Below are 24,638 nucleotides of genomic sequence, written 5' to 3'. Positions count from 1 at the left end.
ATATTTTTTGTAATTTTCAAAAAACTCAACTCCTTTTTTAGAATAATTTTGTTGCATCAGCTAAATTACTTGTTTATGTTTCAGCGAAGGAAATAAACGAATAATTAATAGTACATAAACCAACTAATAAACATACTAGTAATTTTATTCCTTCAACATGGTTTAGAACTTTTAAAATACTCACCTCCTTTTTTTAAAAATTATATCATGTAATCTCAATTTTTGTATATTGATAAAATTTTTCCCCTTACTCAAACTAGATAGTTTTTCAGCGGCTTTTCACATGTCCAACATCGTCGCAAGGTCTTTATATCGTGTCGAAGCACCGGTATTTCAAAAATAACACCGATATATCGGGAGCAACGATTGATATATTTGCATCCAATTAAAAAAGCGCCCTGTAAACAGGGCGCTTCTACTTTTAAATTAACCGATACTACCTTCCATCTCAAACTTGATTAGACGGTTCATTTCAACTGCGTATTCCATTGGAAGTTCGCGAGTGAATGGCTCAATGAAGCCCATTACGATCATTTCTGTAGCTTCTTGCTCAGAGATACCGCGGCTCATTAGGTAGAATAATTGTTCTTCTGATACTTTTGATACTTTCGCTTCGTGCTCAAGTGAAACGTGATCGTTTTTGATCTCGTTGTAAGGAATTGTATCAGATGTAGATTGGTTATCCATGATTAACGTATCACATTCGATGTTAGAGCGAGAGTTTGTCGCTTTTGGTCCGAATTGTACGATACCACGGTACGTTACTTTACCACCATGTTTCGCAATCGATTTAGAAACGATTGTTGAAGATGTGTTTGGTGCTAAGTGAATCATTTTCGCACCAGCATCTTGGTGTTGGCCTTTACCAGCAATCGCGATAGATAATGTTAAACCACGAGCGCCTTCGCCTTTTAAGATAACTGCTGGGTATTTCATCGTTAATTTAGATCCGATGTTACCGTCAATCCATTCCATCGTTGCGTTCGCTTCACAAACAGCACGTTTTGTAACTAGGTTGTATACGTTGTTCGCCCAGTTTTGGATTGTTGTATAACGGCAATATGCATCTTTCTTAATGATGATTTCTACTACTGCACTATGCAGTGAGTTTGTTGTGTAAACAGGAGCTGTACAACCTTCTACGTAGTGTACGTGTGCGCCTTCGTCTACAATAATAAGCGTACGCTCGAATTGTCCCATATTCTCAGAGTTAATACGGAAATACGCTTGAAGTGGTGTATCAACTTTGATACCTTTTGGAACGTAGATGAATGATCCACCAGACCAAACTGCAGAGTTTAATGCTGCGAATTTGTTGTCAGTTGGTGGGATTACTTTTCCGAAATGCTCACGGAAAATATCTTCGTTCTCTTTTAATGCGCTATCTGTATCTTTGAAGACGATTCCTAGATCTTCTAGGTCCTCTTTCATGTTGTGGTATACAACTTCAGATTCGTACTGTGCAGATACACCAGCTAAATATTTTTGCTCAGCTTCTGGAATACCTAATTTATCAAATGTCGCTTTAATTTCGTCAGGTACTTCATCCCAAGACTTCTCAGATTTCTCAGATGGTTTTACGTAGTACGTAATTTCATCGAAATCTAGGTCATTTAAATCGCCGCCCCATTGTGGCATTGGCATTTCATAGAACTTATCCAGTGATTTTAAACGGAAGTCTAACATCCACTGTGGTTCTTCTTTCATACGTGAAATCTCTTCAACGATTTCTTTTGTTAAACCGCGTCCAGCACGGAAAATCGAAACATCTTTATCCTTGAAACCATATTTATAATCGCCGATATCTGGCAGTTTCTTCGCCATGTTGGTATGTCCCTCCTTAGATAACCTCGTGTTTAGGAACCTGTAACATTACTTATCTTCGTTTAAGCCTTTTTCTAACGCTTTCCAAGCTAATGTTGCACATTTAATACGTGCTGGAAACTTGCATACGCCTTGTAATGCTTCAATATCTCCTAAATCTACGCTGTCATCATACTCTTTTCCTAGCATCATGTCAGAGAAAATTTTAGAAAGCTTAATTGCCTCTTCAATTTTCTTTCCTTTTACTGCTTGCGTCATCATCGAAGCTGAAGACATGGAGATGGAACAACCTTCTCCTTCAAACTTCGCCTCTTTCACAATTCCCTCTTCTACTTTCATCGTAAGTTGAATACGATCGCCGCAAGTTGGATTGTTTAAGTTAACTGTAACACTATCTTCTAACACGCCATGGTTACGAGGATTCTTATAATGATCCATAATAACTTGACGATATAACGTATCTAAATTATTAAAAGACATTTGTGAAATACTCCTTTGTTTTCGTTAGCGCTTCAACAAATGTATCAATTTCTTCTTTTGTATTATATAAATAGAAGCTTGCACGTGCTGTAGAAGAAGCTTTTAACCACTTCATAAGCGGCTGTGCACAGTGGTGTCCTGCGCGAACCGCAATGCCTTCTACATCTAATACTGTTGCCACATCATGCGGATGTACTTCATCAATATTAAATGTAACAAGACCAGCACGATGCTTTGGTCCATAAATTGTAACGCCATCTACTTCTGATAGTCTTTCTAAAGCGTACTGCGCTAATTCATGTTCATGCTTTTCAATATTATCAAGACCGATTTCTTCTAGGAAATCAATTGCCGCTCCAAGTCCAATCGCATTACCGATAATCGGTGTACCTGCTTCAAACTTCCACGGAAGCTCTTTCCACGTAGAATCTTGTAAGTCTACGAAATCAATCATTTCGCCGCCAAATTCAATTGGCTCCATATTGTCTAGCAATTCTTTCTTACCATATAATACGCCGACACCTGTAGGCCCGCACATTTTATGAGCGGATAATGCGTAGAAATCACAGTTTAAATTTTGTACATCCACTTTCATATGAGGTGTACTTTGTGCACCGTCAACGACCATGATTGCACCATTTTGATGAGCGATTTCTGCAATCTCTTTTACAGGATTAATCGTTCCAAGTACGTTAGACACATACATAATAGAAACGATTTTTGTATTCGGTGTAATTGTTTGACGAGCATCCTCTAATGAGATTGTTCCGTCTTGCTGAAGCGGAAGGTATTTTAAAGTTGCGCCCGTTTTCTTCGCAACTTGTTGCCACGGAATAATATTACTATGATGCTCCATGTATGAGATGACGATTTCATCGCCTTCTTTTACATTTTCCAGGCCATAGCTTGCAGCTACTGTATTTAATGCAGTTGTTGTTCCGCGCGTGAAAATAATTTCTTCCATTGATTTCGCGTTAATAAACTTGCGAACCTTCTCACGTGCACCTTCATACGCATCGGTAGCTTTCGTACCGAGCGTATGAACACCGCGATGCACGTTAGAATTGTATTCTTTATAGTAACGTTCTAACGTTTCAATGACTTGAATTGGTTTTTGAGAAGTTGCTGCACTATCGAAATATACAAGTTGTTTGCCGTTCACCTTTTGATCAAGAATTGGAAACTGTTTGCGTATTTCATGAATATTCATTAGCGAACTTTCCTTTCAATTACCTCAACAAGCTGCGCTTTTACTCCTTCAATTGGAAGCTCATTTACTACAGGTGCTAAGAATCCATGGATGACTAAACGTTCTGCTTCTTGCTTCGGAATACCACGGCTCATTAAGTAGTATAGTTGCAGTGGATCTACGCGGCCTACAGAAGCTGCGTGCCCTGCCATTACATCGTCTTCGTCAATTAAAAGAATTGGGTTTGCATCACCGCGTGCTTTTTCATTTAACATAAGAACGCGAGAAGATTGTTGTGCATTTGATTTAGATGCACCGTGTTCAATCTTACCAATTCCGTTAAAGATAGATGTTGCGCTATCTTTTTGTACACCGTGTTTTAAAATGAATCCTTCAGAGTGTTTACCGAAGTGAACAACTTTTGTTGTAAAGTTTTGTGTTTGGTTACCACGGCCAATTGTTACTGTTTTTGTATCAGCAAATGATCCGTCTCCCATTAAGTTCGTTACGTTCTCTGAAATTGTATTTCCGTCATTCATAAGGCCTAATGCCCACTCAAGACGTCCATCCCGTCCTACAACGCCGCGGCGGTTCACGTAAGATGTTACATCTTTTGCTAATAGATCAACCGCACCAAATTTCACTTGTGCACCTTGTTCTACGATTACTTCTGCCACGATGTTTGCAATACCTGTAACAGTTTCGTTTGCTACGTAATTTTCTACGTATGTTGCAGAACTGTTGGCATCAGCTACGAATAATACGTGGTTATATACGTTTGCTTCTTCGCCGTCTACCAAGAATACAGCTTGAAGTGGTGTTTCAAGAACAACGTTTTTCGGAACATATACAAATGCACCGCCGTTGATTAATGCAGCATGAAGTGCTGTTAAGCGATGCTCATTTACTTTCACGCCATCTTTCATTAAATACTTTTGTAAGAGTTCAGCATGCTCAGTTGCAGCTGTAACGATATCTGTGAAAATAACGCCTTTCTCTTTTGCTTCGTCTGCTAAAGAAACGAATGCTGTTGTACCACTTCGTCCTACAAGTACGCTATTATTTGTATCAATTAACTTTTGCACTGCTTCTGGAAGTTCCTCTAAAGAACTTACAGGCTCTTGCTTAGCAGTGTGGCCTTTTCCGATAAAGTCCCATTTATCGATTTTTGTTTTATCAGGCGTTGGCATTGAAAGTTCAGTTGCTTGTGCAAGAGCTTGTAAGCGGAACTCAGTCAACCAAGCAGCTTCGTTTACTTCGCTTGCGCGCTGACGGATTGTTTCTTGATCGAAAGGTAATGTACCGATTGTCATATTTATGCTCCTCTCTTACGCTTCTTGCTCTGCTGTTTCGTCTTCAATACCTAATTCTTTTTTGATCCAGTCGTAACCTTCAGCTTCTAGACGTTGTGCAAGCTCAGGGCCACCAGATTTAACGATGCGACCGTTCATCATAACGTGAACGAAGTCTGGAGTAATGTAGTTTAATAAACGTTGGTAATGCGTAATCATTAGGCAACCGAACTCTTCGCCACGCATTTGGTTAATACCTTTAGATACAACTTTTAATGCATCGATATCAAGACCAGAGTCGATTTCATCTAAGATTGCAATTTTTGGCTCAATCATCATTAATTGAAGAATTTCGTTACGTTTTTTCTCACCGCCAGAGAAACCTTCGTTTAAGTAACGTTGTGCCATTTCTGGATCCATTTCTAGGAATTCCATGTTTTTATCTAATGTACGGATAAATTTCATAAGAGAAATTTCTTCGCCTTCCTCACGACGTGCATTAATTGCAGAACGTAAGAAGTCAGCGTTTGTTACTCCGCTAATTTCACTTGGATATTGCATTGCTAGGAATAGACCTGCTTGTGCGCGCTCATCTACTTCCATTTCTAATACATCTTCACCGTCGATGATGATGCTACCTTCTGTTACTTCATATTTTGGGTGACCCATAATTGCAGAAGATAAAGTTGATTTACCTGTTCCGTTAGGTCCCATAATTGCGTGGATTTCTCCACCTTTTACTTCAAGGTTTACACCTTTTAAGATTTCTTTACCATCGATTGATACATGTAAGTCTTTAACCGTTAATGTAGAACCAGCCATCTCAATACCTCCATTAATCCTCTATATACATTTTAAAAATTCCTAAAACATTCACATTCTCATTTTATTCTCATTCTCATTTTATATCAAATAAAATGTTATCGCAAACACTGAGAAAATGTAACAATTTTTTCACAAATGTATATAAGTACTTCCCTCACATCCTATTATGATACACTTTTCTTCTTATATATATAAAGAAAAAAGGGCTAGAAATTCCCTAGCCCTTTCCTACGCCTATTCACTTACTGGAAGTACAGCGCCCTTATATTCTTTCTTAATAAAATCTTGAATTTCTTTTGAATGTAATACTTCTACAAGCTCTTTAATTTCTTTTCTATTTTCGTCACCTTTGCGAATCGCAATAATATTTGTGTACGGAGAATCTGATCCTTCAATTGCAATTGCATCTTTTGTTGGGTTTAATTTTGCATCAATTGCATAGTTTGAGTTAATGAATAATGCGGCACATTCGAGCACCAACAACAAGCGTATTTTTATCTTTTCCGCCGCAACCAGCTAATGCAAATACAAAGACTTCTATAAAAATTGATAGTGTGATTTTCTTCATATGATGACGCCTTTTTTGTAATTTCTAGAACTTTTTGCATACAGATTCTTCATTCATAGTTATTCTTACCCCAGTAAAAAATAAGAGCTGGCAAACGTCAGCTCTTATTTTTTTCAAATTATTCTTTAATAGGAATAACCGCACCTTTATATTCCTTATTAATAAAGTCTTCAATTTCTTTCGAATGTAACACTTCTACAAGTGCTGTAATTTCTTTTTTATCTTTATCACCTTTACGAACAACAACTACGTTTGCATATGGAGAATCATTGCCTTCAATCGCAATCGCATCTTTTTCCGGATTTAATTTTGCATCAATTGCATAGTTTGAATTGATTAAAACTGCATCGCCTTCTTTATTGTTATACACTTGTGGTAATAAACCAGGCTCAATATCTGTTTTGAACTTCAAGTTTTTCGGATTTTCCACAATATCTTTTACAGTTGCTTTTACAGGTTCTATACCATCTTTAATTTTCAAAATACCTTCTTTTTGTAAAATTGCCAAACCACGTCCATGGTCAGTAATAGAGTTACTCATAATAATTGTTGCTCCATCTGGAAGGTCTTTTAAATTTTTATACTTTTGAGAATACACACCGATTGGTTCTAGATGTATTTTTCCTGCTATTTCAAATTTATATCCTTTGTCTTTAATCTCTTTTTCTAAGTACGGAATATGTTGGAAGTAGTTTGCATCTAACTCTTTATCCGCTAATGATTTATTTGGCAGTACGTAATCTTGGAATGGTTTAATTTCTAATTTTATACCTTTTTTCTCAAGTAACGGTTTTGCCTTCTCTAAAATTTCAGCGTGCGGTACGTTAGAAGCACCAACAACAAGCTTATCTTCACTTTTCCCGCCACAAGCAGCTAACCCAAAAATTGAAGTTGTAATAAGTGCTGAAAGTAATAATTTTTTCATGCTGTAAACACCCTTCCTTTTTATATCTATCGTTTATCAATTCGAGTTGTAACAAAATCACCAATCCATTGAAGTAAGAAAACAACTAATAGTACACAAATTGTTGCAACGATCGTCACATCGTTATTTCCGCGCTGAAATCCTTCTAAATAAGCAAGGGTACCAAGACCACCAGCTCCGACAATACCAGCCATTGCTGTGTAACCAACAAGCGCAATTGTTGTTACTGTAATGCCAGAAACAAGTGCTGGCAGTGATTCTGGTATTAATACCTTCCAAATAATCGTGCTCGTTTTTGCCCCCATTGCTTTTGAAGCTTCAATTACTCCTTTATCAATCTCACGAAGTGCAATTTCAACCATCCTTGCATAAAATGGTGCTGCTCCAATAATTAAAGCTGGTAGTGCTGCGCTTGCCCCAAGAATTGTTCCAAGAAGAATCTTCGTAAATGGAATTAATAAAATAATTAAAATGATAAATGGAATGGAACGAAAGATATTTACAAATGCTCCAATCACTGTGTGGATCGCTTTGTTTTCCCACAAATTATCCTTTGCCGTCATAAAAAGTAATAATCCTAAAATGAGACCTAGAGCAAATGTCACAAGTGCTGCGATTGCCGTCATATATAATGTTTCACCTGTTGCTTCTAGCATTTGATTCCAATCAACGTTTGCGAGTAACTTATCCATGTGCAATCACCTCCAGCTCTACTTGCTCTTGATTGATTCCTTCTATCGCTTGCTGGATTGCTACTTCCTCACCATTTAGGTGAACCACTAAGCTTCCATACGATCCATTGTTTGTTTGAGCAATATTCCCTTGCAGTACACTTACTTCTATATCATCCCGCCGCATTAATCTCTGGAGTACTGGACGCTCTACGGAATCACCAATAAACTGCAAACGAATCACTTTTCCATCTGGATATTTTTCTAATAAGCTCTCAATTGTTTCATTTGTATCTTCAGAATCTGTTATCTGTTGTACAAATCGCTTTGTAATCTCTTGCTGTGGATTACGGAATACATCTAGTACAGGACCACTTTCTACAATTTTTCCTTTTTCCATTACCGCAACGCGATTACAAATTTTACGAATCACATGCATTTCATGTGTAATCAATACAATTGTTAAGCCAAGGCGCTTATTAATATCTAATAGTAAATCTAAAATTTGATCTGTCGTTTCCGGATCAAGTGCCGATGTTGCTTCGTCACACAAGAGTACTTTCGGATTATTCGCTAATGCTCTTGCAATCCCAACGCGCTGCTTTTGTCCTCCGCTTAATTGAGATGGATATGCATCGCCCCTTCCTTCTAATCCAACAAGGCGAATTAACTCATCCACGCGCTTTCTTCGCTGCACTTTATCCACCCCTGCAATCTCAAGTGGAAAAGCGATATTTTCACGTACAGTTCGTGACCAAAGTAAGTTAAAATGCTGAAAAATCATCCCAATTTCTTGTCTTGCCTTGCGCAGTTCATTTCCAGTAATTGCTGAAATAACACGATTAGCTATCGTAATCTGTCCGGAAGTTGGTTTCTCTAATTGATTAAACAATCGAATTAAAGAACTTTTTCCAGCACCACTATATCCGATAACACCAAATATCTCACCTTTCTCTATTTTTAAATTGGCGTTATCCACAGCAGTGACATCACCGCTTTTTGACTTATATATCTTCTTTACATTCTCTAATAGAATCATGGTGTATCACCCCTTTTTGATTTAAAAAGCGCAAGCGGCTTGCTCACTTAAAATTTTGTTATTCGAACGTCCTCCTCATTCAAACAACAAAAAAACCTTTCTGCCTCTAGAATGAGCAGAAAGGTTTATATGCGTATATCAACATTATCCCTTCCTCTCATCTCTCAAAGCATTTGCTTTGCAGGAATTGGCACCATTTCAACATAAAAGTTGACGGTTGCCGGGTTTCATAGGGCTCAGTCCCTCCACCTCTCTTGATAAGAGAAATCAGATTCAATTTTCGTCTGATTTGAAATTTATGAAATTGTCTATATTTTATGAATTGAATTTTATCAATATACACCCACTATGTCAACAGAAATTTTCACAAAAAACGAAACTTCAGAATATTAAGCACCTACTGGCATTGGTTTACATATATGAAACACTGATTCAAATAATAGCATCGTGCGATACGTTCCAGAATAGTGTACACGCCCATTATTAATTAAAGTTTGTAACCTAATATTCCCAGTAACTAATCGCTGTAGGTCTTCCTCCCCAAAACAAACAATTTGTTCTGTTCCCTTGGTTCCTTTCAAAATTTGTATATACTCTCTTGAGATTTGAAGTGAATAACACTCAGCTCCCAAACGGATATTAATTATTTTTTCTCCTTGCCGTAGAAGTGGCTCTAAATGATATTGGCTATTGGCATACGTTACAAATGATTGAAGCAACGAATATAATCCCACTCTAATCACATCCTTCATATCACTTTCTACTAATACCATTCCATCTTCTTAAAGAGCAATCCTGTTACTTTCTCTCGACAAATAACGTATCACTTCTATCTTTCAGACATATTTCCCAAGAAATATGTCGAGGCGGCAAAAACATTGCCGCCTACTGTAATTCTGTATATAAATATTCAACTGAATGAAATGCATATATTTTCTTCATAAGTGTTCCCCGCTCAAATACGAGTAAACAAGGTACACTTTCTACCTCATATTCTCGCGCTAAATGCGGAGCGTAATTTAAATCTAGCATTCCTATTTCCAAATCAGATATAGTAGCTTCTACAACTGTTAACATCTTCTTTGCTAATTGGCATGTTCCACACATCGGTGTATATACATATAACACTGTTTTTTCTTGGTCTGCTATTAAAGCTGTAGCTTCAGCACCTGTCCAGTCAATCACTTCTATCATTCCTTACCGTAAATATTCTGTATAAACGTCAATGTCAGCTCCCCATAATACGTTCGCTAAATGATTAGAAGGAGCAGTTGCCACTTCACGATACGAACGATCAATGTAAATATGCTCAGCTTGCGGAAATTCTTTACGAAATTGTTTTCTGAGCTTTTCACCTGCAGCATCAGCATCCACTAGCACATATACTTCTTTATCAAAAAACTGATCAATGAGTTCATCCATTTTCGACAAACCAATTGTACCATTTGTACAAACAATTTCCACTGGTTCGCGAATAATAGATTCAATCTTTCTTCTATCTGATTTTCCTTCGACAATAATGACTTTCTCTACATAGACCATATGTCATCACCCGATCACCATATACTATAAAACAACCTTACTTTAGTATATAGTATATTCGTTCTTTTCATGTTGTTTCCTGTTTATTTTTGCAAAGAAAAGCGGAGTCGACTGTTTAGCCCCGTTGGCTAAGGTTCTTTCGCACAGAAGACGCTTTTTGTCTTCTTGTGCGGAAGGTTCTTAGACATGAGGGGCTAGGAGGCGGAGCTAGACAAAGAAAAGCGCAGGCGGCTCGTTCACACAATGCAAAATAAAAAGGACAGCACATAGGCTGTCCTTTTTATCTCGACTAAAATTAGTCTTGGTTTGTCATTTCTGCGTATTGTTCTGCAGATAATAACTTCTCTACTTCACTTGCATCAGAAAGTTCAATCTTAACCATCCATGCACCTTCGTACGGAGATTCGTTAACAAGTTCTGGTTGGTCGCTTAATTCTTCGTTTACTGCCACAACTTTACCACTTACAGGTGCGTATAATTCAGAAACTGTTTTAACAGATTCTACGCTTCCGAATGGCTCGTCAGCTTCAATTGTTGCACCTACTTCAGGAAGTTCAACGAATACGATATCGCCTAACTCACTTTGTGCAAAATGAGTTATACCGATAACAACTTCGTTGCCTTCAGTTTTTACCCATTCGTGTTCTTCAGAGTAACGTAAATGATTTGGAATGCTCATGACTGTACCTCCAGTGAATGTATTAATTATGTAAAAATACCTTATTGGTACTTTTTCCACACACTTTCAAACTGCTCTTCGTTAAAACCAAGTGTTACATTCGTGCCATCTGTTACGATTGGACGTTTAATCAACATGCCATCAGATGCTAATAGCTCAAACATTTCGTCCTCACTTGCATCTTTTAACTTATCTTTTAAGCCAAGTTCACGGTAACGCATTCCACTTGTATTAAAGAATTTTTTTAATGGCAATTCACTTTTCACATGTAAATTACGCAAATCTTCTTTTGACGGTGGATTTTCAACAATATGAATCATTTCATATGCTACATCGTTTGCCTCAAACCATTTTTTTGCTTTTTGACATGTGCCACACTTTGGATATGAATAAAATGTTACTGCCATAAATTCACCTACTTTTTACTAACCTTTACCTTTATCATATAGAAAACGTTTTATTATTTCAAACGATTCTTCTCCAAACTTTAACTTATTTCGCGACAATTTTCTTTTATCCTGCAAATTTTCCTTATTTTCCGCCATTTAAAGAAAAATAATATATAAAAAAATAAATATAAAAATTCCCCCCTCTTCATTCATTATGTATCATTTAGACCGAACATACATCTTAAACAAACGTTTATTTAAATAACTAAAAAATAAAAAGCCCCTAGTCCGGAGCTTCTCAATGCCTGCTCAAATAATCTGCAATCGTTTGAAATACGTATATATACATATTATGAATACTTTGCTCCGAAATCGTCTCATTGTATAAACCAGTGCCCCAATACTGCCCTTCACCACTTCCTAGATTTACAAATCCTTGTGTATACATCATTGCTTTATCTGTTGGTGCATTGTTATAATCCAAATCTTTTTCTATAAAAATCAAATATGGCTTATCCTTTAAACCGATAAAAAACACTGGCTTTTTTAACCCTAAAAATAGCTCTGTATATTTTTCTTCTGATGCTTCTTGAAAATATTCTTTCATAACGAGAAATCCGTCGACTTTCTCTGATTTCTCTTTTATCTGATCTAAATTCACCTTCACAAACTTTATGTTTCTAAACGTATCCTTTGGCGCCTCACCGATAACTCCAATTACAAGCGCTCTTCCGCTATACTCTAAAGCAGATGGCACATCCTTATTCTTTGCACATCCAGCTCCCACGAGACATAACAATATAAGAACCAACAAAATAAGCAAACGTTTCATATCTCATCCTCCCATTAAAAGTCAAGTGACAAAAATGTAAGGTTAATGCAAAAAAATGTAAGTAAAATTGATAGCCCATTTTGATTTTCTATATTATAATCAACTGGATTTACTTACATTACTAAACACTAGGAGATAGTCATGAAAAAATATAAACTTTCATCTTTTCTTCCATTAAGTTATATACTTCTACTCGTACTCGTAAGTCCCCTTTACGATGTACTGAATAAATCTGGCGTTCATGCTGTTGATGTTACAACAGTAGTTGATGATTGGATTCCATTTGTGAAGGCATTTATTATTCCGTATTTAATTTGGTTCCCATACTTATACGGCGCACTCATTTATTATTGCTTTAAAGATCGAAAACAATATTATGTAACATTAAGCAGCGTTATCCTAGGAAAGCTTACGTGCTTTTCGATTTACTACTTTTGGCAAACAACCGTACCACGTCCAACAGTAGTAGGGACAGATATATTTTCTGACTTAGTTCGCTATATTTATAGTATTGATCAACCTGTAAACTGTTTTCCTAGCATCCACGTTCTCACAACATTTGTGATTATGTTAGCGGCTTATAAGCGAAGAGAACAGCACAGATGGGAATATTACATTCTTACTTTCTTTGGCTCACTTATTATTTTATCGACGTTATTTACAAAGCAACATGCCTTCTTAGATGCCGTTTCCGGTATGGCAGTTGCAAGTACGCTATACTTCGGTGTGCAGCTTTTACTAGTAAACCGAAAAGACACGATTACAATTCCTGCGAGACAAACCTCTAAAATGTAAACAAAAAAGCAGACTGTGGCTTCTTCAGTCTGCTTTTACTATATAAAGAAGATTTTCAATTGTAACTTAAGATTGTGGCACAGTCATGTCGCCAGAATGAATGCGACCTGCTTTTCGTAACGCGATGTAAAGTATATAAGAAACAGCTACTGGGATTATGATATAAGTGATGACCATTGCTGGTACAACACCAAATCCTTGGCTAGAAATTAAATTAATTGGTGCAATAAGAGAACTTAATCCAAGACCTGCAATTTCTTTACCTGCTTCCAAGTGAAAAATCAGTGCAGATACAGGGCCCACAATGGCGCTGGCAACGACAGTTGGGACGAGAATCATTGGATTTTTAGTAATGTTCGGCAACTGTACTTTCGGAGTACAAAGTGCCTGTGCTAAAATACCGCCTAAGTTGTTTTCTTTTGCAGAGATAACAGAGAATCCGATAAATTGAGCGACACATCCTGCAAGTGCTGCGCCGCCTGCAACACCGTCTAGGCTAAGTGCAATTGCTAGAGCTGCTGATGAAGCTGGAGAGATAAGTAATAGTCCCCAAACAACCGCAAGCACGATTGAAGCAATAAATGGGCTACCAGCTGAGCTGTCTTTAATAAATGCGCCAACTGTATTTAATACAGGACTAATATTTTGAGATAACCAAATACCAACTATACCAGACCCTAATATTGCTGCAAATGGAACGAGCATCATATCTAAAGCAGTTTTTCCGCTTAATCTTTTACCGATATAAACCGCTAGAGTTGCTGTTAATAACGCACCAATTGGTTCCCCAGTTTTAATAATTAAGCCGGCTTCAGTCATCGAAATCGCCCCTGCTCCAATCGCTCCGGCAACCATCGCTGAGAAAATGACAAGTCCGTTTGCCCCAAGCATGAAAGCAATCCCTGCTCCAATTGCTGGTGCCATCAGTGATTTCGCAACAACCCCAATTGCAATTAACATCGGAATATCAACAATTCTCCCTATATTTTCGATAAGTAAACCAATTCCAAGGGATACGAAAATACCTTGTGCAATTCCGGCAGAACCTTTAAATACACGAGACATTATATATTCCTTCATCTGTTTCACCTTCTCCTAGTTTAGTAACCGATTGTTTTCATATAGTCACGTAAAACATCATTTGATTGTGCAAGTCGGCCTTCTTCAGCTTCTGTTAAGTTTAGTTCTACAACTTCTTTTACACCATCTCTTGTAATAATTGCTGGTACACCTGTGCAAATATTATATTCGCCATATTCACCATCTAAAATTGCTGAAACAGCGATCACGCGGTGATCATCATTAAAGATAGAACTTGTAATATAAGCGAGTGAGTTACCAATTCCATAATAAGTAGTACCCTTACGTTTATAAATTTCCCAACCAGCTTTAGCAGTTTTCTCCACAATTTCATCTAAATCGATTTCACCGAAACGTTCTTTTTGCTCTTCTAAAATTTGCAAGATTGGTTTTCCGCCAACTGTTACGTGAGACCAAGCAACCATTTGTGAATCACCATGCTCACCTAATGAGTAACCATGAATGCTACGAGGGTCTACTTCAAGCATTTCAGATAAAATTGTTCTTAAGCGTGAAGAGTCTAATGATGTACCTGTACCAAGCACACGATTTCTTGGTAAACCAGATAATTTCCAAACTTGATAAGTAATAATATCAACTGGATTCGATGCAATTAAGAAGATACCGTCAAATCCACTTTCCATTACACCTGCTACAACACTTTCCATAATCTTCGCGCTTTCTCCTAAAGTATCCAAACGACTTTGTCCTGGTTTTGGAGCTGGACCTGCTGTAATAATCACAATGTCCATATCTTTGCAGTCTTCATAAGTACCTGCATATACTTTTGTTCTTGTATTTGTAAAGTTAACGCAGTGTGATAAATCCATCGCTTCGCCAACTGCACGTTCATGATTTATATCAATTAATACTAATTCTTCACAGATGCCTTGATTCACAATTGAATATGCACAGCTTGATCCAACTAATCCAGTCCCAATAATTGCGATTTTTCTTGTGTTTCTATTCATAAGAACCTCTCCTAAGTAATTATGTAATGTTTTATTTGTTCTTTACACTTTTTATTATAGAGATTCTCACTGTAGAAACTATAGATACTTTGTGAAACATTGAACAAACATTTTGTACTTTTTGTGACATCCCCTGCAAACTTTTCGTCATATTTGTTACAACTGGAAAAATATTTCATACGTGTTTATTGACATATATAAATGCATAAAAAAAGCGAGTGAATCATCATCCAAGATTCACTCGCTTTTTTATGCATTACTGTGCGCTTAACTGACTTTTCATTTGCTGAACAACCATCGGATTTGCAGGAGCAGCTGGTTGATAATAATTTTTTTGCTTCGCATATTCATATACCTTACGTTGCCTTAATTCATCTTGATTTCGAATTTGAATCAACGTTTGATGTAACTGTGCGTTATCCGATTGCGCTATGTAATTCGCATAACCAGTCAAACTAGCATTTAATTCCGCTAAATAATCGTTAACCATATCTTTTTCATTCATAACCTATACACTCCTAACCTAAAAAGGACATTAGTTGTTGTCTTGTATTTCTTGCTGCTTGTGCATCTTGCTGTAACATTTGTTTCAATTGAGGATCTGTACACTGCTGCGCATACTGATCTAATTTATTCGCAACTGTCGCATGTCCTCCGATAATATGACGTAAATTTTCAAGCTCAAGCTCTGTTAAATTTGGCATAATAAAGACCTTCCTTTCTTTGTTCATTCATCATTTAGTATTTATTTGTTTTTGGATTGTATACATGTAAAGTGAGAGTATAAGATGATGATCCACTAAAAAATAAAAGGTCCATTCTTAGCAAAGAATCCTCTACATTATTGAGGGACCTTTTCAATTAAAACTCCCCCCCACATCACTTCATCTTCCCATTTCTTTACACCTTTCTCACTAAATTTCGCTCCGCTTCTTCAATCGCTCGTTGCATACGTAACATCGGATCCTCAATCATCTTTCCATGCCCTGTCGCCAATACAGACGGTTTATATCGTAACAGTTTCTGAGCACTCTTTAATGCTGTTTCTGCATCCCAAGTTCCAAACACAGGAAACGGAAAGAGCCACTTAATCTGTCCTGCCACCGCCACTCCTCCTCTTGTTTGAAATGCGTCTCCAGCAATCAATGTATTATTTCTTGTATCCAAAAACGCCATCGAACCTGGTGTATGACCTGGAGCTGCAATTGCGAAAAGAGATCCAACTTGATCTCCCTCCTGCAGAAGCACATCTGGGATCGTCTGTATTTTTTTAGATACTCCAACTTTTATTGGAACGTTCGCTTCCCCTTGCTGCAATGACATGTCTCCTTCAAGCAAGCGGGCATCTCTTTTCGAAATATAAACAGGAATATTAGGAAGTACCTGCTTCAACGCATCAATTGCACCTACATGATCATCATGTGCATGTGTTATAACAATGTTCGTAATTGGTTTTCCGATTGTTCGAGCTGATTCTAAAATCTTCTTTGCACTAAAGGGCAAAGCGGCATCAATTAAAGTTAACCCTTCCTCTTCTTCAACAAAATAGCAATTGATTGGAAATAGATTTGGAAAAAATGTTAATTGATAAATTGTACTTTTATGTACCATTCGCATCTCATTCACCCTTTCTAATCAAACATAACAAAAAGAGCTGTTTACAAATTAATATGTAAAACAGCTCTTTCTCATCTAATATCTTTTTCTCAAAACTAAAATAGATAGTGAATAGGAGCATAATACTCCTGCCAATAAACATGCATTTGCTAATTTATACTGTTCACTCGTCAATGAATATAGGTTCCCGATTAGAAAAATGACTAAATACAAAAATAAAAATACAAACAATGAAACTTTTGCGGCATTCCCCGTAATTTGCTCCCCTCTCTCATCTTCTCCTTCTTTTCTTTCAAAACGTGTAGAATAAAACACTCCGATTAACCCTGCAATTGATATGATCATGCCAATTACAACTATCATTCCACTTCCCCCTCTATCGTATATTGAAAGACTTCATGAAACTCCTTACCAAGAACATGAGCAATTTCAAAAGCTAAAATAAGAGATGGATTGTATCGATTTGCTTCAATAGAAGCTATTGTTTGTCTACTAACGCCCACTCGATTTGCTAATTCCGTTTGTGACCAACGTTTCTCCGCTCGAAGTACAATCAGATTATTTACTAAACTTCCTCTTTGATTCATAGCCACCTCCATTTTTTACATTTTTCGGTGCATCTCTTCTATTACAAAACAATTTATTTTATTGGGCAGATGATATTGGCTGGAAGCCTAACGAGGTTACACCATATGAAGTAAGTTGGATTGCTGCGAAAAGTGTAAAGTGGAGAGATGTTAGCTCGTGGATGGGGGATAAAATGCGATACGGAGTAATTAATGGAGATTAGTTTAACAAAACTAAGAAAAACAGTAGCCACAAATGTGACTACTGTTTTTCCTTACTCATTAAACTGTATAACGCTCATCTTCTAAAATTTTCGCAGCAATTTCACGTTTCTTCGGAATTACGTTAAGCGGTGTGTGGCGAGTTAGTTTGCGAAGTGATGATAACATCATGCGCAGCATGTCGCCATTTTCAACTGCGATAAGTGTTTCTTTCGCATCTGCTTCAATTTGATTGAACGCTTCTTGGCAGAATACTTCAGTGTATAACACTTTTTGTTTATTCTTTTCAAGACCAGTTGCTTTAATTGCTTTTTCTGTACGAAGAAGAGCTGATTCCATTGCGTATAAGTTATTTACGATATCCGCAATGTTCACAAGAACTTCTTGTTCTTTATCTAATGCTTTACCGTATTTTTGAGCAGCTAATCCAGCTACCATTAAGCCGATTTTCTTCGCGTTACCTACTAAATATTTTTGAAGTGCTAATGGCTCATCGCCTACTTCTTCTGGCATCATCATCATTAACTCTTCTTGTAATTTTTGTGCTTTTTGAAGAAGTGGTAATTCGCCTTTCATTGCTTTACGTAAGAACGTACCTGGTACGATTAAACGGTTAATTTCGTTCGTTCCTTCGAAAATACGGTTAATACGAGAATCACGGTACATTCTTTCAATCTCGTACTCTGCCATAAATCCGTAACCACCGTGGATTTGAACACCTTCATCTACTACGTAATCTAGTACTTCAGAACCGAATACTTTATTTAAAGAGCACTCAATTGCATATTCAGCAATAGAAGCTGCTACAGCTTTACCGTCTTTTACTTGCTCTTCTGTTAATGTGCTCATATGGCTTTCGAATAAACCAACTGTACGATATACAGAGCTTTCTGCTGCATAAATTTTCGCTGCCATATTTGCAAGTTTTTCTTGAATTAATGGGAAGCGAGCGATTGGTTGTTTGAACTGTTGACGCTGATTTGCATATTGTGCTGAAATTTCTAACGCACGTTTTGAAGAACCAACTGTACCAACACCTAATTTATAGCGGCCAATATTTAAAATGTTGAAAGCGATAATATGACCTTTACCAATTTCACCAAGTACATTTTCTTTTGGTACCAATGCATCTTCTAAAATTAATGTACGAGTAGAAGAACATTTGATACCCATTTTCTTTTCTTCAGGGCTTGTAGATACGCCTGGATATTCTTTCTCTACGATAAACGCTGTGAAGTGCTCACCATCAACTTTTGCGTATACAACGAATACATCAGCGAAAGCAGAGTTTGTAATCCATTGTTTTTCACCATTTAACACGTAATGCGTTCCTTCTGCATTTAAGCGTGCTGTTGTTTTCGCACCTAACGCATCAGATCCAGATCCTGGCTCAGTTAATGCGTATGCAGCTAATTTTTCACCTGTTGCAAGTAGCGGTAAATATTGTTTCTTTTGCTCTTCATTACCGAATAAAACGATCGGTAATGATCCGATACCAACGTGAGCACCGTGTGTAATTGCAAAGCCACCAGCGCGAGAAAATTTCTCTGCGATTAATGCAGAGCTAACTTTATCAAGGCCAATACCGCCGTACTCTTCTGGCACATCAGCACCTAATAATCCAAGCTCGCCAGCTTCTTTTAATAAACGAACAGAGCGATCAAACTCATGTTGCTCTAAATATTCAAGCTCTGGTAGAACTTCATTTACGATAAAGTCCTCTGTCGTTTTCGCTATCATTTTATGCTCATCGCTATAATCTTCCGGTGTAAATACTTGATCAATTGTAATATCATCAACTAAAAAGCTACCACCTTTTACTGCGCTTCCTACTGTTTTTTCCATGAAAATTTCCTCCTTCATATTTTCATAAGCCGCTTCTCTCATTTTGAGAGAAGCTGGCTCTTCCTTTATTTTTTTATATTCCTTTGTTGCTTCCACTTTTCGTTATATAATCCAGTTCCAGCGGCTAGAACAATCGGCCATTTCGCCCCTTCCTGTGAGGCAAAAAACGCCTCTTCGTCAGGGCCTCCAACGTCCTCTTGTTCTGAGCGAGCCGCCTGCACTTTTTTTATAGTAATTCAAACACCCCAGCAGCTCCCATACCGCCGCCGATACACATTGTTACAATACCGAATTGCTCGTTGCGGCGTTTCATTTCATGAATAAGAGATAATGTTAATTTTGCTCCTGTACAGCCAAGTGGATGACCAAGTGCAATTGCACCGCCGTTTACATTGACTTTTTCTTCGTCTAAACCAAGCTCACGAATAACTTGAATTGATTGAGAAGCAAATGCTTCATTTAGTTCAAATAAGCCGATATCAGATAGTTCTAATCCTGCTAATTTTAACGCTTTCGGAATCGCTGCAATTGGTCCAATTCCCATTACTTCTGGTGGTACACCAGCTACTGCAAAGGAACGGAATTTCGCAAGCGGCTTCATACCATCGCTCACTGCTTTTTCACGATCCATCAGAAGGACTGATGCCGCTCCATCACTCATTTGTGAAGAATTACCAGCCGTTACAGAACCGCGAACATTAAATGCTGGACGTAATTTCCCAAGGATATCTAATGTTGTTTCTGCTCTTACTCCTTCATCTTGTGAGAAGATAATTTTTTCTTCTTGAATTTTGTTATTCGCTCCAACAGTACGTAGCATTACATCTACAGCTACTGTTTCATCAGCAAAGTTCCCATCAGCTAATGCTTTTGCTGCACGCTGATGGCTTCTTACCGCAAATGCATCTTGCTCTTCGCGGGAAATTCCATATTTCACAGCAACTTGCTCCGCTGTGTGTCCCATGCCCATATAATATTCTGGAGCCGCTTCTACAAGGCGGCTATTCGGACGAACGACGTGCCCCATCATTGGAACTAAACTCATAGACTCTGCTCCGCCAGATAATACTGCTTCAGAGTGACCAAGCATAATACGCTCTGCACCGTAAGCGATACTTTGTAATCCTGAAGAACAGTAACGGTTAATTGTAATAGCTGGAACATCATAAGAAAGCCCTGCTAATCCGCCGATATTACGAGCCATATTTAAGCCTTGCTCTGCTTCTGGCATCGCACAACCGAAAATTAAATCATCAATTGGCCCTTCATAATTATTCGCACGTTTTAACGTTTCTTTTACTACTAATGCCCCTAAATCATCAGGTCGAACTGTTTTTAATGAACCTCTCTTTGCCTTACCAATTGGTGTTCTTGCTCCCGCAACAATGACAGCTTCTCTCATGAACGATATCTCCCCTCGTTATTAGTTACGTAATGGCTTTCCTTTTACAAGCATGTGCTGCATTCTTGCTTGTGATTTCATCTCACTTACTAAACTGATAAATGCTTCACGTTCCACATCTAATAAATACTGCTCATCAACTTCTGTTCCGTATGGTACTTTCCCGCCGGCAATGACATATGCGAGCTTTTTCGCAATGTGTAAATCATACTCGGAAATATAACCAGATAAGTGCATTGCTTCAGCTCCAAGTAAAAGCGTTGCATATCCTGTCTCACCAACAACCGGTATCTTTTTACGAATCGGTGCTTTGTAACCCGCTTCATATAAAGCCAGTGCCTTTTGCTTTGCATCATATAGTAAGTGATCACCATTCACACTAATACCATCTTTATCGCCTAAGAAGTTACGAGAAACAGCCTCTTGCGCTGATGTAGATACTTTTGCCATCGCAACTGATTCGAACACTTTATTCGCAACCTTTTGCAGGTCAAACTCTACACCGTTTGCCATTTTGTTTAAATGTTTAATATATAGTTCTTTGTTACCGCCACCGCCAGGGATTAAACCCACGCCGACTTCTACTAATCCCATGTACGTTTCGCTAGAAGCTTGAATGCTAGCTGCTGGTAAACAAACTTCTGTACCGCCGCCAAGCGTCATGCCATATGGAGCTGCAACGACTGGTTTCGAACAATACTTAATTTTCATCATTGCATCTTGGAAGCTCTTCACAACCCACTCAATTTCAAAGTAGTTGTCATCTTGTGCTTCCATTAAGATCATTGCTAAGTTCGCCCCAACGCAGAAGTTCTTCGATTGATTCCCAATAACAAGACCTTTATAGCTCTTCTCAACTTCATCAACAGCGTAATTAATCATTTGCGTAATATCCATACCGATTGCATTGCTCTTCGAATGGAATTCTAAACAAAGGATGCCATCACCTAAATCGATTAAGCTCGCTCCGCTATTTTTCTTTAACACGCCATTTTTCTCTTTTAATTGTTTAAGAGAAATTGCTTTTTTATTGCGTTCGATAAGCTTGTATTCACCGTTATCGTAGTAATAGCTTTCACCATTATCATGTTTATAGAAAGAGCTAAATCCTTTCCCTAACATGTCTTTCACCCATGCTGGAACTACTTGGCCGTTCTCTTCCATTTTCTGAACGGATTTTTCTACGCCAATTGCATCCCAAATCTCAAATGGTCCTTGCTCCCAGCCAAATCCCCATTTCATCGCTTGGTCAATTGCGACAATATCATCTGCGATTTCTTTATGAAGCTTCGCAGAATATAAAAGAGTTGGCGTGATAATATTCCATAATAGCTCTCCTGCACGATCCTTCGCATATACAAGCGCTTTCAATTTGTTCGCTAATCCTTTTTCTTGTTTACTTAACTCTACGGATGCAGCTTTTAATTTCTTACGCGCTTCATATTCCATCGTTTCAGGATTTAACTCTAAAATTTCTTTTCCTTGTTTTAAGAAGAAACCTTGACCTGTTTTACTTCCAAGCCATTTTTTATCTAGCATGTCATGCATAAAAGCTGGTACTTTAAATACATCGCGTTCTTCTTCTTGTACATTTTCATATACATTGTTCGCAACATGAACAAATGTATCTAACCCAACAACATCTAACGTACGGAACGTTGCACTCTTTGGACGACCGATTAATGGGCCTGTTACAGAATCAACTTCCCCAACGCTATAGCCGCGCTTGATCATTTCTTGCAGCGTTACAAGTAAACCGTACGTACCGATGCGGTTCCCGATAAAGTTTGGTGTATCTTTCGCAATAACAACGCCTTTTCCAAGAACGTCTTCGCCAAATAATTTCATGAAGTTTAACACTTGTGGATCTGTTTCTTTTGTCGGTATAATCTCTAGAAGTTTTAAATATCGTGGTGGGTTAAAGAAATGTGTTCCTAGGAAATGTTTTTGAAAGTCATCTGAACGCCCTTCTGCCATTTTCTCAACGGAAATACCTGATGTATTTGAGCTCACAATAGAGCCAACTTTACGAACAGCATCTACTTTTTCAAATAGTTTCTTTTTAACATCTAAGTTTTCAACAACAACTTCGATAATCCAATCTACATCAGCAAGGCGCTCAATGTCATCCTCTAAGTTGCCTGCCTCAATCAATGCCAGATTACCTTTCACCGTAAGAGGAGCTGGCTTTTGCTTTACTAATTTTTGCAGTGCCCCGTTACTAAAACGATTTCTCACACTTTTATGTTCTAATGTAAGCCCCTTCGCTTCCTCTTCTTTCGTAAGCGCCTGTGGTACAATATCAAGCAATAATGTTGGTATACCGATATTGGCTAAATGTGCAGCAATCCCTGAGCCCATTACGCCAGAACCGAGAACAGCAGCCTTTTTAATTTGGAACATTCATTTCTCCCCCTATTCTTGAATGAATGCTCATTCAATTTTTCGACATACGTCGCAATCAATGAGTGAGCCTCTACTAATAAATATATGATACTGTTTAAATTTTCGCAATATATTTATTGATAAAATTTTCTGAAATAAATACTTTTCTTTTATTTGGGTACTCTATAATTGTGTATTTTCTTGATAAAATACGCTTTTCCCTTTTTAGAATTTGACAAAAATGGAGGAATATATATGGCTAGACTTAAGAAAGACCCTTCAAAAGCAGGCGTAAGTGCAGCAAGTGTAACAGGAAATGCAGGTCCAATAGATCGCGGGATTGAAAAAGGACGCCAAGGTAATAACCAACAATACAAAAAGCACAACATGGGTGAAAAATAACACTATATGTGCTTGTTCAAAAAGGAGGATAAAGAGAGCCGAGCAGTTCGAGGCGCGGAAGCCGGGAGGATACGGAGTGTAGGTGGAACTACATGAGTATCGGACTGGCGACGTAACGAAGAAATGCGACAGCTATCTTTACTGGACTTTTTGAACTTCCTCTATATTTTTGGGCAGAAAACGTGGCATAATGAGGATTGGGCTGCTTTTCTGCCCAATTTATTTGTACATAAGGAAAGACAAAAGAGGGACTGCATAATGAAACGAACAATAATCATGATTGTGATGATTGCTACACTATTTACAAGTATGATTTTCTTTTCTTACACAAAAAGGCAAAAAGACGTAAGAAGTAATCAGCCTGATATCACAGGAAAATATGGTGTTACAATCGATGCAAATACGGGGGAAGTTTTGTACGGAAAACGGGAAGAAGAACGTTCTTATCCAGCAAGTGTAGCCAAAATGATGACAACCATTCTGTTACTAGAGAATGTAAAAGAAGATGAGGAAATTACTATCACAGAAAATGCGATAAAAACGGAAAGTCAGAGTGCGAAAATTAAGCTTCGTGCTGGTGAAAAATTAAAAAGAGACGAGGCATTAAAACTGATGCTTATCATCAGTGCCGATCCAATTGCTGAGTCTATCGCAGAACATATTGCAGGATCAAAAGAGAAGTTTGTAAAAATGATGAATGCAAGAGCGAAAGAACTCGGAACAAAACATGCAACTTTCAAAAATGCGAGCGGGGCTGACGCACTCGGCAATAGGGTTTCCCCTTATGACATCGCAATCATTACAAAAGAAGCATTAAAATATCCGATTGTACTAGAATATATGAACACAATACGTACAACACTACATACTTCGCAGCGCGCTCCAAAAATCGCAAACTATGGCCGCGAAGAACTTTACGCTGATCCCTATGCAATTGGAAGCAAAAGCGGTTTATCTGCTTTAGGACAATACACAGTTGTAACTGTTGATGAAAAGGATGGTAAACGCGTTATTAACGTTGTGTTTTCTTCTAGTCGTACTCAGCTATATCCTGATGCGAAAAAGATGGCAAATTACGCGTTTCAGCAATTAAAATAA

The 24,638-nt window shown here is 37.8% G+C and carries 28 protein-coding genes, 1 pseudogene and 1 riboswitch; of the genes and pseudogenes, 3 read left to right on the top strand and 26 right to left on the bottom strand.

Annotated features, from left to right (window positions below):
* Window positions 1-426: 426 nt before the first annotated feature.
* The 15 genes and pseudogenes from sufB to ACM6HU_RS16155 form a co-directional block, all read right to left on the bottom strand.
* Window positions 427-1,824, bottom strand: a complete 1,398-nt coding sequence (gene sufB / locus ACM6HU_RS16225) for a Fe-S cluster assembly protein SufB (protein WP_016112392.1) — start codon at window positions 1,822-1,824, stop codon at window positions 427-429.
* A gap of 48 nt (window positions 1,825-1,872) precedes the next feature.
* Window positions 1,873-2,304, bottom strand: a complete 432-nt coding sequence (gene sufU, locus ACM6HU_RS16220; protein WP_016112393.1) for a Fe-S cluster assembly sulfur transfer protein SufU — start codon at window positions 2,302-2,304, stop codon at window positions 1,873-1,875.
* Entirely contained in the window at window positions 2,294-3,514 is a 1,221-nt protein-coding gene (gene sufS / locus ACM6HU_RS16215; protein ID WP_016112394.1) for a cysteine desulfurase SufS, read from the bottom strand. Before sufS ends, sufU begins: the two co-directional genes overlap by 11 nt.
* Window positions 3,514-4,806: a Fe-S cluster assembly protein SufD gene (gene sufD / locus ACM6HU_RS16210; RefSeq protein WP_077294539.1), complete on the bottom strand. Its 1,293-nt coding sequence runs from the start codon at window positions 4,804-4,806 to the stop codon at window positions 3,514-3,516. Before sufD ends, sufS begins: the two co-directional genes overlap by 1 nt.
* A 15-nt stretch (window positions 4,807-4,821) precedes the next feature.
* On the bottom strand, window positions 4,822-5,607 hold the full coding sequence (sufC, locus tag ACM6HU_RS16205) for a Fe-S cluster assembly ATPase SufC (RefSeq protein ID WP_016112396.1): 786 nt from the start codon (window positions 5,605-5,607) through the stop codon (window positions 4,822-4,824).
* 237 nt (window positions 5,608-5,844) lie between these two features.
* Window positions 5,845-6,072, bottom strand: a pseudogene (gene metQ, locus ACM6HU_RS16200) (methionine ABC transporter substrate-binding lipoprotein MetQ); the annotation flags it as partial.
* A 224-nt stretch (window positions 6,073-6,296) separates the two neighbouring features.
* Complete coding sequence (gene metQ / locus ACM6HU_RS16195) at window positions 6,297-7,103, bottom strand: methionine ABC transporter substrate-binding lipoprotein MetQ (RefSeq protein WP_016112399.1); 807 nt, start codon at window positions 7,101-7,103, stop codon at window positions 6,297-6,299.
* Window positions 7,104-7,129: 26 nt separating this feature from the next.
* Complete coding sequence (locus ACM6HU_RS16190) at window positions 7,130-7,795, bottom strand: methionine ABC transporter permease (protein ID WP_016112400.1); 666 nt, start codon at window positions 7,793-7,795, stop codon at window positions 7,130-7,132.
* Window positions 7,788-8,813 carry a methionine ABC transporter ATP-binding protein gene (locus tag ACM6HU_RS16185; RefSeq protein ID WP_016112401.1) on the bottom strand — a complete coding sequence of 342 codons (1,026 nt, stop codon included), beginning with the start codon at window positions 8,811-8,813 and terminating at the stop codon, window positions 7,788-7,790. The genes ACM6HU_RS16190 and ACM6HU_RS16185 overlap by 8 nt, the downstream gene beginning before the upstream one ends.
* 154 nt (window positions 8,814-8,967) lie before the next feature.
* A riboswitch (SAM riboswitch) is annotated at window positions 8,968-9,077 on the bottom strand.
* Window positions 9,078-9,202: 125 nt separating this feature from the next.
* The gene (locus tag ACM6HU_RS16180) at window positions 9,203-9,547 is read right to left on the bottom strand and encodes a hypothetical protein (protein WP_033670895.1); all 345 of its coding nucleotides are present in this window, start codon (window positions 9,545-9,547) and stop codon (window positions 9,203-9,205) included.
* Window positions 9,548-9,698: 151 nt separating this feature from the next.
* Window positions 9,699-10,007 (bottom strand): thioredoxin family protein, encoded by a 309-nt coding sequence (locus tag ACM6HU_RS16175; protein ID WP_077294545.1) that lies wholly within the window; start codon window positions 10,005-10,007, stop codon window positions 9,699-9,701.
* A gap of 3 nt (window positions 10,008-10,010) precedes the next feature.
* Window positions 10,011-10,355: a toprim domain-containing protein gene (locus ACM6HU_RS16170; RefSeq protein ID WP_000263236.1), complete on the bottom strand. Its 345-nt coding sequence runs from the start codon at window positions 10,353-10,355 to the stop codon at window positions 10,011-10,013.
* Window positions 10,356-10,650: 295 nt separating this feature from the next.
* Window positions 10,651-11,034, bottom strand: a complete 384-nt coding sequence (gene gcvH, locus ACM6HU_RS16165; protein ID WP_006096504.1) for a glycine cleavage system protein GcvH — start codon at window positions 11,032-11,034, stop codon at window positions 10,651-10,653.
* A 41-nt stretch (window positions 11,035-11,075) separates the two neighbouring features.
* On the bottom strand, window positions 11,076-11,441 hold the full coding sequence (locus ACM6HU_RS16160; RefSeq protein ID WP_016112404.1) for an arsenate reductase family protein: 366 nt from the start codon (window positions 11,439-11,441) through the stop codon (window positions 11,076-11,078).
* A gap of 280 nt (window positions 11,442-11,721) precedes the next feature.
* Complete coding sequence (locus tag ACM6HU_RS16155; protein WP_016112405.1) at window positions 11,722-12,255, bottom strand: hypothetical protein; 534 nt, start codon at window positions 12,253-12,255, stop codon at window positions 11,722-11,724.
* A gap of 141 nt (window positions 12,256-12,396) precedes the next feature.
* Here ACM6HU_RS16155 and ACM6HU_RS16150 point away from each other — a divergent pair, with 141 nt between their 5' ends.
* Window positions 12,397-13,050 (top strand): phosphatase PAP2 family protein, encoded by a 654-nt coding sequence (locus tag ACM6HU_RS16150; RefSeq protein ID WP_016112406.1) that lies wholly within the window; start codon window positions 12,397-12,399, stop codon window positions 13,048-13,050.
* 66 nt (window positions 13,051-13,116) lie between these two features.
* On the opposite strand, the gene ACM6HU_RS16145 is transcribed toward ACM6HU_RS16150, so the two are convergent.
* From ACM6HU_RS16145 to ACM6HU_RS16095, 11 genes are all read right to left on the bottom strand, one after another.
* Window positions 13,117-14,130, bottom strand: coding sequence for a PTS transporter subunit IIC (locus ACM6HU_RS16145; RefSeq protein ID WP_016112407.1), 1,014 nt, complete (start codon window positions 14,128-14,130; stop codon window positions 13,117-13,119).
* A gap of 20 nt (window positions 14,131-14,150) precedes the next feature.
* Window positions 14,151-15,101, bottom strand: coding sequence for an L-lactate dehydrogenase (locus ACM6HU_RS16140; RefSeq protein WP_016112408.1), 951 nt, complete (start codon window positions 15,099-15,101; stop codon window positions 14,151-14,153).
* Between the two features lie 256 nt (window positions 15,102-15,357).
* Window positions 15,358-15,606 carry a spore coat protein gene (locus tag ACM6HU_RS16135; RefSeq protein WP_016112409.1) on the bottom strand — a complete coding sequence of 83 codons (249 nt, stop codon included), beginning with the start codon at window positions 15,604-15,606 and terminating at the stop codon, window positions 15,358-15,360.
* Between the two features lie 13 nt (window positions 15,607-15,619).
* The gene (locus tag ACM6HU_RS16130) at window positions 15,620-15,805 is read right to left on the bottom strand and encodes a hypothetical protein (protein ID WP_016112410.1); all 186 of its coding nucleotides are present in this window, start codon (window positions 15,803-15,805) and stop codon (window positions 15,620-15,622) included.
* A 196-nt stretch (window positions 15,806-16,001) separates the two neighbouring features.
* Window positions 16,002-16,718, bottom strand: coding sequence for an MBL fold metallo-hydrolase (locus ACM6HU_RS16125; protein WP_033670858.1), 717 nt, complete (start codon window positions 16,716-16,718; stop codon window positions 16,002-16,004).
* Window positions 16,719-16,793: 75 nt separating this feature from the next.
* On the bottom strand, window positions 16,794-17,081 hold the full coding sequence (locus ACM6HU_RS16120) for a DUF2178 domain-containing protein (RefSeq protein WP_016131075.1): 288 nt from the start codon (window positions 17,079-17,081) through the stop codon (window positions 16,794-16,796).
* Complete coding sequence (locus tag ACM6HU_RS16115; protein ID WP_016112413.1) at window positions 17,078-17,305, bottom strand: helix-turn-helix transcriptional regulator; 228 nt, start codon at window positions 17,303-17,305, stop codon at window positions 17,078-17,080. The genes ACM6HU_RS16120 and ACM6HU_RS16115 overlap by 4 nt, the downstream gene beginning before the upstream one ends.
* A 261-nt stretch (window positions 17,306-17,566) precedes the next feature.
* Window positions 17,567-19,351: an acyl-CoA dehydrogenase family protein gene (locus ACM6HU_RS16110; protein ID WP_016131077.1), complete on the bottom strand. Its 1,785-nt coding sequence runs from the start codon at window positions 19,349-19,351 to the stop codon at window positions 17,567-17,569.
* 65 nt (window positions 19,352-19,416) lie between these two features.
* Entirely contained in the window at window positions 19,417-19,572 is a 156-nt protein-coding gene (locus ACM6HU_RS16105; protein WP_195743261.1) for a hypothetical protein, read from the bottom strand.
* A 5-nt stretch (window positions 19,573-19,577) separates the two neighbouring features.
* The gene (locus ACM6HU_RS16100) at window positions 19,578-20,753 is read right to left on the bottom strand and encodes an acetyl-CoA C-acetyltransferase (RefSeq protein ID WP_016131078.1); all 1,176 of its coding nucleotides are present in this window, start codon (window positions 20,751-20,753) and stop codon (window positions 19,578-19,580) included.
* 21 nt (window positions 20,754-20,774) lie between these two features.
* Entirely contained in the window at window positions 20,775-23,156 is a 2,382-nt protein-coding gene (locus tag ACM6HU_RS16095) for a 3-hydroxyacyl-CoA dehydrogenase/enoyl-CoA hydratase family protein (RefSeq protein ID WP_077294548.1), read from the bottom strand.
* Window positions 23,157-23,393: 237 nt separating this feature from the next.
* Here ACM6HU_RS16095 and ACM6HU_RS16090 point away from each other — a divergent pair, with 237 nt between their 5' ends.
* A complete protein-coding gene (locus tag ACM6HU_RS16090) occupies window positions 23,394-23,540 on the top strand; it encodes a YuzL family protein (RefSeq protein ID WP_016112417.1) in 147 nt (48 codons plus the stop codon).
* Window positions 23,541-23,798: 258 nt separating this feature from the next.
* Complete coding sequence (locus tag ACM6HU_RS16085; RefSeq protein ID WP_016131080.1) at window positions 23,799-24,638, top strand: D-alanyl-D-alanine carboxypeptidase family protein; 840 nt, start codon at window positions 23,799-23,801, stop codon at window positions 24,636-24,638.

It is taken from the genome of Bacillus sp. IT-79MI2, assembly GCF_949768135.1.
Classification (GTDB): domain Bacteria; phylum Bacillota; class Bacilli; order Bacillales; family Bacillaceae_G; genus Bacillus_A; species Bacillus_A pseudomycoides.
The sequence above is the reverse complement of the archived record's forward strand: the minus strand, read 5'-3'. Positions and strand labels throughout refer to the sequence as shown.

What these genes read in the sequence shown, in the direction of transcription:
- ACM6HU_RS16115 (WP_016112413.1), bottom strand. Translation starts at nt 17,305, where the DNA reads ATGAATCAAAGAGGAAGTTTAGTAAATAATCTGATTGTACTTCGAGCG.
- ACM6HU_RS16135 (WP_016112409.1), bottom strand. Translation starts at nt 15,606, where the DNA reads ATGAATGAAAAAGATATGGTTAACGATTATTTAGCGGAATTAAATGCT.
- gcvH (WP_006096504.1), bottom strand. Translation starts at nt 11,034, where the DNA reads ATGAGCATTCCAAATCATTTACGTTACTCTGAAGAACACGAATGGGTA.
- ACM6HU_RS16150 (WP_016112406.1), top strand. Translation starts at nt 12,397, where the DNA reads ATGAAAAAATATAAACTTTCATCTTTTCTTCCATTAAGTTATATACTT.
- ACM6HU_RS16120 (WP_016131075.1), bottom strand. Translation starts at nt 17,081, where the DNA reads ATGATAGTTGTAATTGGCATGATCATATCAATTGCAGGGTTAATCGGA.
- sufC (WP_016112396.1), bottom strand. Translation starts at nt 5,607, where the DNA reads ATGGCTGGTTCTACATTAACGGTTAAAGACTTACATGTATCAATCGAT.
- ACM6HU_RS16095 (WP_077294548.1), bottom strand. Translation starts at nt 23,156, where the DNA reads ATGTTCCAAATTAAAAAGGCTGCTGTTCTCGGTTCTGGCGTAATGGGC.
- sufD (WP_077294539.1), bottom strand. Translation starts at nt 4,806, where the DNA reads ATGACAATCGGTACATTACCTTTCGATCAAGAAACAATCCGTCAGCGC.
- ACM6HU_RS16145 (WP_016112407.1), bottom strand. Translation starts at nt 14,130, where the DNA reads ATGAAGGAATATATAATGTCTCGTGTATTTAAAGGTTCTGCCGGAATT.
- metQ (WP_016112399.1), bottom strand. Translation starts at nt 7,103, where the DNA reads ATGAAAAAATTATTACTTTCAGCACTTATTACAACTTCAATTTTTGGG.
- ACM6HU_RS16175 (WP_077294545.1), bottom strand. Translation starts at nt 10,007, where the DNA reads ATGATAGAAGTGATTGACTGGACAGGTGCTGAAGCTACAGCTTTAATA.
- ACM6HU_RS16190 (WP_016112400.1), bottom strand. Translation starts at nt 7,795, where the DNA reads ATGGATAAGTTACTCGCAAACGTTGATTGGAATCAAATGCTAGAAGCA.
- ACM6HU_RS16100 (WP_016131078.1), bottom strand. Translation starts at nt 20,753, where the DNA reads ATGAGAGAAGCTGTCATTGTTGCGGGAGCAAGAACACCAATTGGTAAG.
- ACM6HU_RS16110 (WP_016131077.1), bottom strand. Translation starts at nt 19,351, where the DNA reads ATGGAAAAAACAGTAGGAAGCGCAGTAAAAGGTGGTAGCTTTTTAGTT.
- sufB (WP_016112392.1), bottom strand. Translation starts at nt 1,824, where the DNA reads ATGGCGAAGAAACTGCCAGATATCGGCGATTATAAATATGGTTTCAAG.
- sufS (WP_016112394.1), bottom strand. Translation starts at nt 3,514, where the DNA reads ATGAATATTCATGAAATACGCAAACAGTTTCCAATTCTTGATCAAAAG.
- ACM6HU_RS16170 (WP_000263236.1), bottom strand. Translation starts at nt 10,355, where the DNA reads ATGGTCTATGTAGAGAAAGTCATTATTGTCGAAGGAAAATCAGATAGA.
- ACM6HU_RS16125 (WP_033670858.1), bottom strand. Translation starts at nt 16,718, where the DNA reads ATGCGAATGGTACATAAAAGTACAATTTATCAATTAACATTTTTTCCA.
- ACM6HU_RS16085 (WP_016131080.1), top strand. Translation starts at nt 23,799, where the DNA reads ATGAAACGAACAATAATCATGATTGTGATGATTGCTACACTATTTACA.
- ACM6HU_RS16155 (WP_016112405.1), bottom strand. Translation starts at nt 12,255, where the DNA reads ATGAAACGTTTGCTTATTTTGTTGGTTCTTATATTGTTATGTCTCGTG.
- sufU (WP_016112393.1), bottom strand. Translation starts at nt 2,304, where the DNA reads ATGTCTTTTAATAATTTAGATACGTTATATCGTCAAGTTATTATGGAT.
- ACM6HU_RS16160 (WP_016112404.1), bottom strand. Translation starts at nt 11,441, where the DNA reads ATGGCAGTAACATTTTATTCATATCCAAAGTGTGGCACATGTCAAAAA.
- ACM6HU_RS16130 (WP_016112410.1), bottom strand. Translation starts at nt 15,805, where the DNA reads ATGCCAAATTTAACAGAGCTTGAGCTTGAAAATTTACGTCATATTATC.
- ACM6HU_RS16090 (WP_016112417.1), top strand. Translation starts at nt 23,394, where the DNA reads ATGGCTAGACTTAAGAAAGACCCTTCAAAAGCAGGCGTAAGTGCAGCA.
- ACM6HU_RS16185 (WP_016112401.1), bottom strand. Translation starts at nt 8,813, where the DNA reads ATGATTCTATTAGAGAATGTAAAGAAGATATATAAGTCAAAAAGCGGT.
- ACM6HU_RS16140 (WP_016112408.1), bottom strand. Translation starts at nt 15,101, where the DNA reads ATGAATAGAAACACAAGAAAAATCGCAATTATTGGGACTGGATTAGTT.